11 protein-coding genes and 4 tRNA genes are annotated in these 14,734 nt (G+C 39.0%); 7 read left to right on the top strand and 8 right to left on the bottom strand.

The window, feature by feature from the left end:
- Positions 1–5 precede the first annotated feature (5 nt).
- From CLV48_RS15160 to CLV48_RS15150, 3 genes are all read left to right on the top strand, one after another.
- A complete protein-coding gene (locus CLV48_RS15160; protein ID WP_106568144.1) occupies positions 6–1,685 on the top strand; it encodes a GMC oxidoreductase in 1,680 nt (559 codons plus the stop codon).
- 18 nt (positions 1,686–1,703) lie between these two features.
- Positions 1,704–2,273 (top strand): gluconate 2-dehydrogenase subunit 3 family protein, encoded by a 570-nt coding sequence (locus CLV48_RS15155; protein WP_106568143.1) that lies wholly within the window; start codon positions 1,704–1,706, stop codon positions 2,271–2,273.
- A 63-nt stretch (positions 2,274–2,336) separates the two neighbouring features.
- Positions 2,337–3,236, top strand: coding sequence for a sugar phosphate isomerase/epimerase family protein (locus CLV48_RS15150; RefSeq protein WP_106568142.1), 900 nt, complete (start codon positions 2,337–2,339; stop codon positions 3,234–3,236).
- 30 nt (positions 3,237–3,266) lie between these two features.
- On the opposite strand, the gene CLV48_RS15145 is transcribed toward CLV48_RS15150, so the two are convergent.
- The gene (locus CLV48_RS15145; RefSeq protein ID WP_106568141.1) at positions 3,267–3,920 is read right to left on the bottom strand and encodes an MCP four helix bundle domain-containing protein; all 654 of its coding nucleotides are present in this window, start codon (positions 3,918–3,920) and stop codon (positions 3,267–3,269) included.
- Between the two features lie 266 nt (positions 3,921–4,186).
- On the opposite strand from CLV48_RS15145, the gene CLV48_RS15140 reads away from it, so the two are divergent.
- The 3 genes from CLV48_RS15140 to CLV48_RS15130 are packed head-to-tail and all read left to right on the top strand — an operon-like array spanning position 4,187 to position 9,054.
- On the top strand, positions 4,187–6,163 hold the full coding sequence (locus CLV48_RS15140; RefSeq protein WP_106568140.1) for a DUF1592 domain-containing protein: 1,977 nt from the start codon (positions 4,187–4,189) through the stop codon (positions 6,161–6,163).
- A gap of 36 nt (positions 6,164–6,199) precedes the next feature.
- Complete coding sequence (locus CLV48_RS15135; protein WP_106568139.1) at positions 6,200–7,549, top strand: DUF1552 domain-containing protein; 1,350 nt, start codon at positions 6,200–6,202, stop codon at positions 7,547–7,549.
- A gap of 17 nt (positions 7,550–7,566) precedes the next feature.
- The gene (locus tag CLV48_RS15130; protein WP_106568138.1) at positions 7,567–9,054 is read left to right on the top strand and encodes a c-type cytochrome domain-containing protein; all 1,488 of its coding nucleotides are present in this window, start codon (positions 7,567–7,569) and stop codon (positions 9,052–9,054) included.
- A gap of 119 nt (positions 9,055–9,173) precedes the next feature.
- Here CLV48_RS15130 and CLV48_RS15125 read toward each other — a convergent pair.
- The 4 genes from CLV48_RS15125 to CLV48_RS15110 form a co-directional block, all read right to left on the bottom strand.
- Positions 9,174–9,249 (bottom strand) — tRNA-Lys (locus tag CLV48_RS15125).
- An 86-nt stretch (positions 9,250–9,335) separates the two neighbouring features.
- A tRNA-Arg gene (locus tag CLV48_RS15120) sits at positions 9,336–9,409 on the bottom strand.
- A 10-nt stretch (positions 9,410–9,419) separates the two neighbouring features.
- Positions 9,420–9,494, bottom strand: a tRNA-Pro gene (locus CLV48_RS15115).
- Positions 9,495–9,535: 41 nt separating this feature from the next.
- Positions 9,536–9,608 (bottom strand) — tRNA-Lys (locus tag CLV48_RS15110).
- A 184-nt stretch (positions 9,609–9,792) separates the two neighbouring features.
- On the opposite strand from CLV48_RS15110, the gene CLV48_RS15105 reads away from it, so the two are divergent.
- On the top strand, positions 9,793–10,410 hold the full coding sequence (locus CLV48_RS15105; RefSeq protein ID WP_342748305.1) for a tetratricopeptide repeat protein: 618 nt from the start codon (positions 9,793–9,795) through the stop codon (positions 10,408–10,410).
- An 18-nt stretch (positions 10,411–10,428) separates the two neighbouring features.
- Here the strand turns inward: CLV48_RS15105 and CLV48_RS15100 are convergent, their stop codons facing one another.
- From CLV48_RS15100 to CLV48_RS15090, 3 genes are all read right to left on the bottom strand, one after another.
- A complete protein-coding gene (locus CLV48_RS15100) occupies positions 10,429–11,091 on the bottom strand; it encodes a hypothetical protein (protein WP_106568136.1) in 663 nt (220 codons plus the stop codon).
- A 118-nt stretch (positions 11,092–11,209) separates the two neighbouring features.
- Positions 11,210–12,217 (bottom strand): type I glyceraldehyde-3-phosphate dehydrogenase, encoded by a 1,008-nt coding sequence (gap, locus tag CLV48_RS15095; protein WP_106568135.1) that lies wholly within the window; start codon positions 12,215–12,217, stop codon positions 11,210–11,212.
- A 266-nt stretch (positions 12,218–12,483) separates the two neighbouring features.
- Positions 12,484–14,718: an NADP-dependent isocitrate dehydrogenase gene (locus CLV48_RS15090; RefSeq protein ID WP_106568134.1), complete on the bottom strand. Its 2,235-nt coding sequence runs from the start codon at positions 14,716–14,718 to the stop codon at positions 12,484–12,486.
- Positions 14,719–14,734 lie beyond the last annotated feature (16 nt).

Raw genomic sequence — 14,734 nt, 5'->3', positions numbered from 1 at the left:
TTATTATGGCAGATAATTCGTACGATGCGATCGTTGTCGGTTCCGGAATCAGTGGGGGTTGGGCAGCGAAAGAATTAACCGAAAAGGGATTAAAAGTACTCTTATTAGAACGTGGGCAAAATGTAGAACATGTGAAGGACTACAAAACCGCGACTACAGCACCTTGGGAAATACCCCACAGAGGTAGAAGAACAATAGAGATGATTGAAAATCATCCCAATTTGAAAAGAGATTATGTTCTCAATGAATTGAATTTAGATTGGTGGGCCCACGAATCAGACTCCCCTTATATTGAAAAAAAGCCATTTACCTGGTTCAGGGGATATCAAGTAGGAGGAAGATCGCTCCTTTGGGGAAGGCAGAGTTATAGGCTTCATGACATAGATTTTGAAGCCAACCTGAAGGAAGGGATAGCTGTAGATTGGCCGATAAGATACAAAGACCTGGAACCTTGGTATGGTTATGTCGAAAGGTTTGCAGGTATTTCAGGTAATAAAGATGGATATTCCATTCTTCCTGATGGGGAATTTCAACCGCCTATGCCACTAAACTGTGTAGAGAAGGATGTGGCGGCAAGGGTCAAGGAAAAATGGGGAGGCAAAAGATTAATCACCATAGGCAGGGTTGCCAATTTAACCCAGCCCCTGGAAGGCAGGGTTCAATGTCAGTTCAGAAACAAATGCTGGTTGGGCTGTCCCTTTGGTGGCTACTTCAGTACTCAATCTTCGACCCTACCGGCTGCCATGAAAACCGGTAATTTAACCCTTAGACCATGGTCTATCGTTACCAGATTACTTTATGACAAGGACAGCCAGAAAGCTACTGGGGTAGAAGTCTTGGATGCCGAAAACAATCAGACCTACGAGTTTAATGCAAAAATTATTTTCTTATGTGCCTCTGCATTTAACTCCACATCAATTCTGATGAGGACCGCAACGGACATTTGGCCGGAAGGTCTTGGCAGTAGCTCCGGTGAACTGGGACACAACGTCATGGACCATCACTTTAGATTAGGAGCAAATGGAGTAGCAGAGGGTTATGAGGATAAGTACTATTTCGGAAGAAGGCCAAACGGCATTTATATACCAAGATTCAGAAATATAGGAGATGACAAAAGAGATTATCTGAGAGGTTTCGGTTATCAAGGAGGTGCTTCCAGATCTGGATGGAGTCGCAATGTAGCTGAAATCAATTATGGTGCACCTTTGAAGGAGGCCTTGAGCGAACCAGGACCATGGACTATGGGTATCACAGCATTTGGTGAAATCCTCCCTTACCACGAAAACACTATCAAACTCAGTAAAGAAGTGAAGGACAAATGGGGATTGCCTGTTCTGGAAATGGATGCTGAAATTAAAGAAAACGAGAAAAAAATGAGGGTGGACATGATGAATGATGCAGCTGAAATGCTGGAAGCTGCTGGACTCAAAAATGTAAAGACCTTTGATGCTGGATATACTTTTGGTCAGGGAATTCATGAAATGGGAACAGCCAGGATGGGCAGAGATCCAAAAACATCTGTCTTAAATGGAAACAACCAGGTTTGGGATGCCAAGAATGTTTTTGTAACTGATGGAGCATGTATGACATCTGCAGCAGCACAAAACCCTTCTCTGACTTATATGGCTTTGACCGCAAGGGCAGCAAGTTTTGCGGTAGAAGAACTTAAAAAGGGAAATCTTTAACATTAAAAGAATTTTATTATGGCAATGAATAGAAGAGAGGCTATAAAAAGTGTCGCATTGATGATGGGAGGCGCAATGGTAGGCGCCAATGCGATCCTGACAGGATGCAAACCTGATGACCAAATTGTCGGACTTGATTTCTCCCCAAAAGATATTGCATTTTTGGATGAAATTGGAGAAGCCATCATCCCTACTACAGATACCCCTGGAGCGAAGGCAATTGGAATCGGGGCATTTATGGTAATGATGGTTAAAGACACCTATAATGCAGAACAGCAAAAAACCTTCGTAGATGGACTTAACCTGATCCGTAAGGATTTTGAAAAAGCCAAAGGTAAAAATTTCATGGATGTAACAGTGGAAGACAGGACTGCCTATTTGAATGAACTGAAATCAAGTGGAAAAACCACCATTGAAACTGATCCGTCTAATGTATCAGCGGTTTTAGGTATGTTACAGGACCTGACAGTTCTTGGATATTTCACCTCTGAAATCGGAGCTACCCAACAGCTTCGCTATTTCGAAGCGCCCGGAAGGTATGATGGATGTATAGACTATACGCCTGGGGAAAGGGCTTATGCACTTTAATTAAATGATCTAACCACCCTGAGACTGCCTAAAGGCAGTCTCTTCAATTTCAACCTGACACATATGAAAAATAGAAGAAGATTTATCCAGATGAGTGCTGTTCTTGGAGCAGGCGCTTTTCTACCCCTTCAATTTTGCAGTACTAAAAAAGAGGAAAACTCTGGAAATGAAGCTTTAATTGGAGCAGCAAGTGGGATTCTGGACAATTTTGGAATTCAACTTTACTCTGTCAAGGAAAATATGGCCGAAGACCCTGTAGCTACAATCAAGGCAATGGCTTCCTTCGGGTATACCCAAATTGAAGGCTTTGATGGAGGCAAAGGAATTTTCTGGGGATTGTCCCATACAGAGTTCAAATCTCTGGTGGATGACCTAGGTTTAGATTTTATAGCTTCCCATGCCAACACCTTTCAAAATTTGGAAGAACAGGCTGAAAAAGCTGGATATATCGGAATGAAATACCTGATCTGTCCTTGGGTAGGCCCCCAAAAATCGATGGATGATTACAAAAGGCTGGCTGAGGAATTCAACAAACAAGGTGAAATCTGTAAACAATATGGATTACGATTCGCATATCATAACCACGGTTATACTTTTGAGGAATTAGATGGACAAATCCCTCAGGATTATCTCATGGAAAATACAGATCCAAACCTGGTAGATTATGAAATGGATACCTATTGGGTTTATACTGCAGGCAAAGACCCTATTTCCTATATCAAAAAGTACCCTAACCGATTTGTTTTAGGGCATGTAAAAGACAAATCCGGGGACTTGCCATTTGAAGAGGCCAATGGTTCAACTTTAATCGGGAAAGGCATCATGGACTTCCCAAGCATTTTGAGAGCAGGGATGGACAATGGCATGAAATATTACATTGTAGAGCAGGAAAGATTTGACGGAACTGATCCTATGGAAGCTGCAAAAATCAATGCAGCTTATATGAAAAGCCTAATATTTTAATTAAAAAGACCGGCCGACTGGCCGGTCTTTTTAATCTACAATTCCTTCTTTAATTGTCCTTGAAGTGTAAATCAACAAATAAATAATCACAAGCAAAATTACAAGTGCTGCTACTTCAAATTGGGACCAAATTTTGGATTTGTTCACAACCTTATCCGAATTCATGGCCAATATTTTTCCTTCTTCCAATTGAATTTGGGAAAGCTTATCAAGGTCTCCAATAGCACGTTCAATATACTTATTATATTCTTGGACATTGACTTTATTGACTCCTTCCTCTTCAGAATACAATTGAGCATACTCCGCAATGCGAAGGTTATTTTGGATAATGTTTTTAAAGTCATTTAAAAAGCCCGCCTCCTTGGTAGTAAGCTTAGTACTTTCAAAATCACTGACCAATTTTAAAATTTGCTCTTCATATGCAATGATTTCATCAATTACATGAGAATAATCGCTTTCAAATTCACAGTGATTGACCAATAATTTTATCCTGAATAGCTTCTCAGAAATAGAAAAGATATAACTCTCCACAACCAGTCTATCTTCATAAAATGAGATAAAACTATCACCTAATTCGTTGAAATTTTTTCTTTCCAGCACATTTTTCCCAAAGATCATGAGAATCAAAAATGTTAATATCAAAGCAGCTTTGAGCTTTCGGTTTTGCAGTTTTGTTCTGGACATGATGAAAACAATTTAGATTTTTAACTGTGGAAACTTCAATTTGAAATATCCCTCAACTAATTAAGATTTTTGCTGGGAAATAACCTAAGAAAAGAGGAAAATAATTAAATGTTCCATTTTTGACAGATTGAGAGCATCTGCCAAATAAGAATCTGATTTTATACATATAAACTAATTATAAGTCACTCAAACTCCGTGACAGCCATACAAATAATAGACCATACAAGCGTTTTTGAAATAATATATTTTTTGTAAATTAAGATGCCATGAAATTAATCCTTCTTTGCCTTACATTATTTTTTCTAGCATCCAATACAATCACCGGTGCGGTGGTGGAAGAATCAGATGATGACTACATAGGGACATTAATGCCATTGGCTGAGAAACATTGCTTTTCCTGCCATCATGATACCAAAAGATCAGGAGGCCTAAGTATTAAAAGCTACTTTATGGGAATCAATGATTTTGAAAGTAGAATTGCAAGAGGGGGAAAAGTTTGGACAAATATTATCCAGACAGTAAAGTCCGGAGAAATGCCGCCTGCAGGAGAACCCTTTATGTCCCATGCGGAGAGGGAAGCTTTTATAAATTCAGTAAATGCCATATTACTAAAATCTCTAACCTCAAATGATCCTGGAAGGGTTGTAATCAGAAGATTGAGTCATACTGAGTATGAGCACACTATTTATGGTCTGGTAGGTATCAGGTTTGATGCCAAATCCAAATTTCCAAGCGATGGTTCAGGAGGAGCTGGATTTGACAATTTTCCAAATACACTTTTTATTACTCCCTTAAAAATGGAGAGGTATTATGATGCCGCTGAAGAAATACTGGATTTAGCCTATCAAAATTCCGAAACATGGAAAAAAATTGTGCCAAATCCATTTTTTGAAAACATCTTCCAACGTTTTGCCAATTGGCTTAAACGTCTCTTTTCCGGTGAAGATTATGTAGAAAAGCATTTGCTGGCTGCTGAAGATGTGATTATTCCATTTACAAGTAATGCTTTCCGCAGGTTTCTGACCCCAGAAGAAAAACAAACCTATTTAGGGCTATACAAAGAAGTATATGAAGGCACCTCCGGAAAGGAGAAATTTAACCTGGCCATCAAAGAAACCCTTAAAGCAGTTCTTGTGTCACCTAATTTTTTATACCGCTATGAAGAAGAGCAGCCTATTGATCATGCCTACCCATTAAGCAATTTTGAGTTGGCAAGTAGAATTTCATTCTTTCTTTGGTCAACTTTTCCAGATAAAGAACTTTTTGAGGCTGCATATAGGGAAGACCTTCACGACCCAGGGGTTTTAAAAAAACAGGTTAAAAGAATGTTAAGAGATGAAAAAGCCAAACAATTTTCAGAGAGTTTTGCAACACAATGGTTTGGAATAAGCAGATTTAGGGAAGACATTACGGCTGACCCTGAAAGATATCCTGAAATGATTCCTTCTTTAAAGTCTGCCATGTACCAGGAATTAGTAGAATTTTTCCATCATGTACTTACTGAAAGCAAGAATTTTCTCGACCTGATTGACAGTGATTATACATTTCTTAATGAAGAACTTGCCCAACACTATGGAATAAAAGGCATAAAGGGATCTGATTTTCAAAAAGTAAACTTAAACTGCAGCACACGGGGAGGAATTTTAGGAATGGCCAGCATATTGACCTCCACTTCCCTTCCCATAAGAACCAGTCCAGTATTAAGAGGAAAATGGGTATTAGAAGAAATTCTTGGCACTCCTGCCCCTCCTCCCCCACCAGATGCAGGAGATCTTCCAGAAGAGGCCGCAGCAGACCCTAATGCAAGTATCCGTACCCTTTTGACTGTTCACCGCTCCAAACCGGCCTGTATCACCTGTCACCAAAAGATGGATCCGATCGGATTTGGTCTGGAAAATTACGATGCAATAGGAAGATGGAGGGACAGTTATGGCCAGGACAAAATTGTTGCTTGGGACACTTTGCCAAGTGGTGAAATATTCAATGGGCCGGGCGAACTAAAAAAGATTCTTACCAATAAAAAAGATTTGTTTGCCAGAACCATTTCTGAGAAAACTTTCACTTATGCTATTGGCCGTAATGTGGAATTCAAGGACGAACTCTATATACAGTCGCTGGTAAAAAATCTACTAGATCACAACTTCAATACCGAAGAATTCATAATTGCTCTGGTTACAAGTTATCCTTTCAGGTATAAGGTAAATGACGGAGCAGAAAAATTTAAAATGTTGGCAAAAAATTAAATAACAATGGGTAATTGGCATATCTCACGTCGACGCATGCTAAAAGGATTAGGTGCAACTATTGCGCTTCCCTTTTTACAGGCAATGGTCCCTCCTGGAATGAGTATTTACAACATGGAGAAAAAGCCTGTTAGGTTTGCTTGTTTGTTTATGCCAAATGGGGTAAATAAATTCCATTGGACTCCAGAAAAGTTCGGTACAGACTTCGAACTAACATCTACCCTGAGGCCCCTATCCAATGTAAAAAATGACATTCTTATCCTTAACAATTTAATGAACAAAGGGTCTATATTCCCTGGTGCAGATGGGCATTATGCTAAGACATCCAATCTATTGACCGGTTTACCCATTTACCAAACTGTGGGTGACAATTTACATAGTGGAGGAATTTCATTCGATCAACTAATCGCCAAGCATATTGGACAGGATACCTTACTCGACTCAGTACAATACGGAATGGAAAGAATTAATTCCGGAATAGACGGGGCTGTAGGATTCACAAAACTTTATGGATCGGTCATATCATGGAAGACGCCAACTCAGCCATGTTCAAGAGAAATAGAACCAAGGATGGCCTTTGACAGGTTATTTAGGGGAAGCTTACCTGATACCAAACCAAAGAATGACAGGTGGAAAAAAAGTGTTCTCGACCTGGTAAAAGAAGATGCAGATGCCCTTCAAAGAAAACTAGGACGGGCAGATCAGGATAAACTGGAAGAATATTTGGAATCCATTAGATCTATCGAAAAACGAATTGACAACCAGGAAAAAATCAAGGCATTTGAAAACCAAATAACACCTGAAATACAAAAAGAATTGGTAGGTCTGAATTTGCGTATTGATGAATTCAATGAAACATTTGTTGGGGTAGATATTACCGAAAAAACAAGACAAATGTTGGATATCATGGCATTGGCATTTTGGACTGACGCTACTAGAGTTGGCACATTTATGTTTGGAAACTCTGTAAGCAACAGGAATTTCTCTTTCCTTCCTGGAGTACAGGGTAGTCACCATCAATTATCCCATCACCAAAACCTTGAAGATCAACTCGAACAATACCGAATCATCAATGAATGGCATGTTGCCCAATATGCTTATTTCCTAGAAAAACTTAAATCACTTCCAGATGGTGATGGCAATCTTTTAGACAATTCTATGATCATGTTCTGTTCAGGATTAAGAGATGGAAATGCTCACTCCCCTTACAACTTGCCTATTTTAGTTGGAGGAAAAGGAGGGGGTGGAATTAAACCTGGTCAAAACCTGGAATTTGAAAAGGAAACCCCATTAGCAAACTTATACCTATCTATGGCTCATATCCTGGACATGCCTCTTGAATGTTTTGCTGACAGTACAGGAGAATTGTGTGAAATCCATGTTTAGCTTTAATTTTTTATAGGATGAATTCTAAGTCTCTTTTGACCAAAAGGAAAAATATTTTTATAAAGTTCAGGTATTTGTTCCTATTGCTTGGAGGAGTATTATTACTCCTTCCCACAATAAGTCCGGGAGAAGTTCCATCTAATTTGATTGTTTTCCTTGGCAGGCTACATCCGTTAGTTGTCCATTTTCCGATTGTTTTAATTTTTCTGGCTTTGTTTTTTGAGTTAATCACAAAAGCCAATATTCTAAAGGTTACTTCTAATATCATTGGGATTTTACTTGGTTTGGGGATATTAAGTTGTCTGGGATCTTTGCTTTTTGGTTTTTTTCTCTACTACACAGGAGAATATTCAGGTGATACCTTATATCAGCATTATTGGGGCGGAGTTTTCTTAACAGTTCTAATGGCCTTAACTTTATTTCTATTTTTAACATATCAAAAGGAAAAATCTGAACGATCTTATTGGTTTTATTTTCTAGCTCTGTTTTCCGCCAATGTAGTTTTGGTTTACACTGGTCATCAAGGAGGTTCACTCACCCACGGGGGAGAATATCTGACGCAGTTTCTTTCTAAGGAGAAACAGACTCAAATCATTTGGGAGCCAAAACCAATTGAAGAAATGCTGGTATACGGTGACGTTATAGTGGCTTTTTTAGATAAAAAATGCATGAGTTGCCACAATGAAAACAAATCAAAAGGAGGTCTAATTTTGACCACTTATGAGGATTTGGTTAAAGGGGGCAAAGGAGAACATGCAACCCTTATCCCCAACTCATCAGAAGAAAGTGATATTTTCCGGAGGGTATCCCTACCTTCGAATGACGATGACTTTATGCCTCCTGAGGGGAAGCCTCCCTTAAGCCAAAATGAGGTTTTGCTTTTGAAATGGTGGATAGATAATGGAGCTGACCCCAATCTCAGGTTAACCGAAGCTTCTTCAAACCCTGAAATTGAACCCCTCTTATCGGTTTATTTGACTGAACTTGAACAAGACCATCGAAGGAGGTTTTATGAAAAACTCACTACCGAATCTCTTATACAGTCCTTAGGAGATCCAACTAATTTTGAGCTGAAAATTGACCCATTTGATGAAAAGTCCGTTTCCTTATCTATGACTTTTCCACCAACAAAATTCGGGGACACAGATTTGATTGGGCTTAAGACTTTGTTTCCCCAAATTTCAAAGGCTTCATTTATTGGCAGTGATATCACAGATAATGGGTTTTATTATATTGGGCAAATGGCATCTTTAAATGAATTATATATCCAGCAAACCCAAATAAATGGAGAAGGCCTTGCCTATTTATCCAATCTTGAGGATTTGGAAATCTTGGATCTTTCAAAAACCAATATTAGCAACGGCAATCTATTGCACATACTACGCATTCCTTCATTGAAGGAGGTATATATTTATGAAACCAATATTTCAAAAGAAATCATTGAAGCCATCCAAGAAAACCGAACAGATTTAAAACTACATCTGGAAAGAGGCAAATTATTTTAAAACAAAAAAACCTCCAATTCTGGAGGTTTTTATGATTCCTTTAAGCTTTTCATGATACGGTAAAGCTTGACTTCGTTTTATCGGGCTCAACTACTCTCCCTTAACGATTTATTTTCACTTGGTGATCCCGCTGGGGCTCGAACCCAGGACCCTAACATTAAAAGTGTTATGCTCTACCAGCTGAGCTACGGAATCAAAAGGCGACAATACTATAAAAGATAAGAACCTTGAATAGATTATCCACTTAATGAACAGAGCATCCTTGAGGGATGCTCCGAAAGTGATCCTGTCAGGACTCGAACCTGAAACCTACTGCTTAGAAGGCAGTTGCTCTATCCAGTTGAGCTACAGGACCTGGATAAAAGTCGGGGTGGCAAGATTCGAACTTGCGACCTCCACATCCCAAATGTGGCGCGATAACCGGGCTACGCTACACCCCGAACTTGTTCAATATATTTAGAAAAACCATTCGTTTTTCTTGTGATCCCGCTGGGGCTCGAACCCAGGACCCTAACATTAAAAGTGTTATGCTCTACCAGCTGAGCTACGGAATCATTTAGGTTTTGATTTGTTTTTTCTCAAATCATTGCCGTAATTGGACTGCAAATTTAAGCTACTGAATTTAAAATGCAAAACCTAAAGCAAATCTTTCTGACAAAATTTATAATATTTTTTATCGCCTTTTTACAAAGTATTAATTGTCAAGCGAATAACTTCAAGCTAAGTTTAGCAGATTCTTTGTTTATAGCACAAAACTACCAAGAGTCTTACAGTATTTATAAAGACATCCTTGAAAATGACGAAGCTTATAGCCCTGCAATGCTTTTAAAGATGGCATTTGTAGCAGAAGGAATGGGGGATTTTTCTAAAGCCAGCTTTTATCTCGCCAAGTATTACGATCTTAATCCAAACCCTAGAGCGATAACCAAAATTAAATCCTTAACAGAACAGAGCAATCTCATGGGTTACGAGCTGGATGATATTGACCGTTTGATAAAATTCCTTTCTGATTTTCAAATGGAATTAACGGCAGTCTTTGCAATTACTCTTGTAATTTCTCTTATTTTCCTTTTGGTTTTCAATAAAAAAGCTGACCAACCCAAATACTACCTCCCTTCTGCTCTTTTCATTATTCTGGTTTTTATAGCAAATAATTTTTTCACAGGACCTAGAACAGGTATTGTTACAGGTAGCCCCGCCTTAGTAATGGAGAAACCAACTGCAGGTGGCAAGCTGATCAGTGTAGTAGAGCCAGGGCATCGCGTAGTCATTCGGTCAACCAAAGACATTTGGTATGAAGTCAATTGGATGGATAAAAGGGCCTATATCAAAAAAGAACACATTACCAGACTTTAATTCAATGTTTGGTTTGGGTCATTTGTTCAAAGACTCCAGCATCAACTCTATTTGGTCTGGAGTCATATATAGATTTTTAATTTTGTCCTTGTAATCATCCTCAAAACCATCATGGTTGAGGATAAAATTTTTTGTAGCCAGAATCTGATGCCCCATCCCACAAACTATGGCATATCCGTCCGCTGTGTATTCTGCTTCCACTACTTTATCCTTTGAGGTAAGGTACTTTAGTCCAAACCTCATCATATTTCCAGTGGAGCGGTTAAGATAATCCATGATATGACCTAATTCATGGCCAATCCATCCAACCAATGCATCTCTGGGAATTCTTTCAATAGGCGTCAAGCTTTCTTCAAACTCCAAAGTTCTTGTAATTTTAATCCGGTATTTTCTTTTCTCAATGGGATCAACAAAAAGTGAAATAAATCTAGGTTGGGCCTGCATCACCGCACCTGTAATTCTCTCTTTGAACTCAAAAGTTATTTCCACATCTTCTAACTCTGGAAAATAAGCCAATGCTTCTTTAACAGGACCAAGAATAGCTAAAGGAATTTTTTTATTCTTGTATTTGACTATTGTGTCAAATTCTTCTTGGTTAATAAAATTTTCAGGAGATGATATTAAATTTTGGATAAATGGTGGGCTACAAAGAAGCAAAACCCAAATCAAAACTAAATGCATGCTAATCAAACTGTTGAAATACTATGGTACAAAAATTCCCTCGGTATTCCAACATAAAATATAAGAGACAAATAAAAAGGAGGACTTTTGGTCCTCCTTTTTATTGTTTGGGCTTACATCAACCCTTATTTGCAATATAGGTAAGCAAATCAACTACTTTATTTGAATAACCCCACTCGTTGTCATACCAGGAAACAACTTTCACAAAAGTTTCGCTCAACTGTATACCTGCATCTGCATCGAAAATGGACGTTCTTGGATCACCATTGAAGTCAGTTGAAACCACGGCATCTTCCGTATAACCCAAAATACCTTTAAGATTTGTTTCTGATGCTTCTTTCATTTTGGCACAGATTTCATTATAAGTAGCAGGTTTCTTTAACCTTACTGTCAAATCCACTACAGAAACATTTGGAGTTGGAACCCTGAAAGCCATACCTGTAAGCTTTCCATTGAGCTCAGGGATAACTTTTCCCACCGCTTTCGCAGCTCCGGTAGAAGATGGAATGATATTTTGAGATGCTCCTCTACCACCTCTCCAGTCTTTGGCAGAAGGACCGTCAACTGTTTTTTGGGTAGCAGTCACGGCATGAACAGTGGTCATCAAACCCTCCTCAATTCCCCAGTTATCATTCAATACCTTGGCAATTGGAGCCAGACAGTTTGTGGTACAGGAAGCATTAGAGACAAAGTTCATGTCAGAAGTATATTTGTCATGGTTTACTCCCATTACAAACATAGGAGTATCATCCTTTGATGGAGCTGACATAATCACCTTTTTTGCTCCGGCATCGATATGACCTTGAGCTGTATCTTTGGTAAGGAAAATTCCGGTTGATTCCACTACGTAATCAGCACCTACTTCTCCCCATTTAAGGTTTGCCGGACTTTTTTCAGCTGTAACTCTGACTTCGTTTCCATTTACGATCAATTTACCATCTTTGATCTCTACGGTACCGTCAAATTTACCATGGGTGGAATCATACTTCAACATGTAAGCGATATAATCCACATCAATCAAGTCATTGATTGCTACAACCTGAACATCAGGTCTTGATTGTGCAGCTCTAAATACCAGTCTACCGATTCTTCCGAATCCGTTGATTCCTACTTTAATTTTGCTCATAGTTATTTTATTTATTGTTGTATTGGTTAGACTTTAAAAAGAAAACCGTACTGACAAAACATATTTTTCAACGGTAAGCTTCTCAATAATGTGTTAAAATTACCAAATAAATTCCGCCCACCAAAATATTTAAAAGATTGAAAATGAAGCTATTAATTCAAACATAAAATACAATCGATTGCGAAATTCCCGATTAAAAATCAACACATTGATTTTCAGACAAATAATATTTTTCACAAAAAAAGCGGCATAAGCCGCTTTTTTTGTCATTTTTTCAATTTTTCAAGAATTTCATTGAAAATTTTGCTTGGCCTCATGACATCAGCTGTCTTTTTTGGATCTGGCATGTAATATCCTCCAATATCGACCTTAACTCCTTGCACGTCATTTAGCTCTACCACTATTTCGGACTCATTATCTGATAACTCTTTTGCGATAGGGGTAAATATCTCTTTCAACTCAATATCTTTTTCCTGTTTTGCCAAAGCTTCAGCCCAATATAAGGCCAGATAAAAATGACTGCCTCTGTTGTCCAGTTCTTTTGCTTTTCTGGATGGGGATTTATCTTCTTGCAAAAATTTACCTGTTGCTTGATCAAGGGTTTCGGCCAATACCTTTGCCCGTTCATTTGCAAATACATCACCCAAATGCTCCAGAGAAACAGCCAATGCCAAAAACTCACCCAAGGAATCCCACCTAAGGTGATTTTCCTCGACCAATTGCTCAACATGCTTGGGAGCTGAACCTCCTGCACCAGTTTCAAACAAACCGCCTCCGTTCATCAAAGGAACTATAGAGAGCATCTTGGCACTGGTGCCAAGCTCAAGGATAGGAAAAAGGTCAGTGAGGTAATCTCTTAATACATTACCTGTTACAGAAATTGTATCCTTCCCTTCTTTCATTCTTTGCAAGGAAAATTTTGTCGCTTCCTCTGGGGACATGATATGGATTTCCAAACCAACTGTATTATGATTCGGGAGGTATTTCTCTACCTTTTTGATCAATTCCGCATCATGTGCTCTGTTTTTATCCAACCAGAACACAGCAGGCACAGCGGTAGCCTTCGCTCTGTTAACGGCTAATTTGACCCAATCTTGGATAGGCGCATCTTTGGTCTGGCACATTCTCCAGATATCTCCCCTCTCCACCTTATGTTCTAACAAAATTACTCCTTCTTCAGAAAGCACTTTAACCTCCCCATCCAAGGCGATTTCATAAGTTTTATCATGGGAACCATACTCTTCAGCTTTCTGCGCCATCAACCCTACATTAGGTACAGACCCCATAGTCGCAGGATCAAAAGCCCCGTTAATTTTACAGAAATTGATGGTTTCCTGATAAACACCCGCATAACATCTGTCAGGTATGACCGCTTTTGTATCCTGTTGCTTTCCTTGTTTGTTCCACATTTGACCGGAAGTACGGATCATCGCAGGCATGGAAGCATCGATGATCACATCACTCGGTACATGTAGGTTGGTGATGCCCTTATCGGAATTCACCATTGCCAAATCAGGCCCTTCAGCAAGACAAGCATCTATAGCCGCTTCAACCTCTTTTCTTTGTTCTTCCGGTAGATTTGTAATTTTTGCTAGCAGGTCTCCAAAACCGTTATTAACATCTACACCGATTTGCTTGAACAAGGGTCCAAATTTTTCAAATACAGGTTCAAAAAAAACTTTTACTGCATGGCCGAAAATGATTGGGTCAGAGACCTTCATCATCGTAGCTTTCAAATGTAATGAGAAAAGCACACCAGTTTTTTTGGCATCTTCTTTTTGCTCCTTCAAAAATTTCTTAAGTTCGGAAACACTCAATACAGCTGCATCGATTACTTCTCCTGCCTGTACTGCCAGTTTTTCTTTAAGAACTGAAATAGAACCATCATTTCCATGTAGTTCTATCCTTATGGTGGAATGCTTCTCCATTGTAATGGATTTTTCACTTCCATAAAAATCTCCTTGGCTCATAGAAGCAACATGGGATTTGGAATCCAAACTCCATTTTCCCATACTATGGGGATTGTTTTTGGCATATTGCTTCACTGCTAAAGGAGCTCTCCTGTCTGAGTTACCTTCCCTTAATACAGGATTTACGGCACTTCCTTTTACCTTATCATACCTGGATTTGACAGATTTCTCCTCTTCACTTTTTGGCTCATCTGGATAATTTGGCAGGGCATAACCTTTTTCCTGAAGCTCCTTAATGGCAGCTTTCAGCTGAGGTATTGAAGCAGAAATATTGGGAAGTTTTACAATATTTGCTTCAGGGCTCTTGGCTATTTCCCCTAATTCTGACAAATCATCATTGATTCTTTGTTCAGGTTTTAAATACTCCGGAAACTGAGATATGATCCTTCCCGAAAGTGAGATATCCCTTGTCTCAACTACGACACCAGCAGAATCAGTAAAGGCTTTGACTATAGGCAAAAGAGAGTAAGTTGCCAAGGCAGGAGCCTCATCCGTGAGTGTATAAAGAATCTTTGCTGTTTTATTGGTCATTTTTACTGAATATGAA

The organism is Cecembia rubra (genome assembly GCF_003014575.1).
GTDB lineage: Bacteria > Bacteroidota > Bacteroidia > Cytophagales > Cyclobacteriaceae > Cecembia_A > Cecembia_A rubra.
Note: the sequence above shows the minus strand (reverse complement) of the source record. Positions and strands in the feature narration are given on the sequence as shown.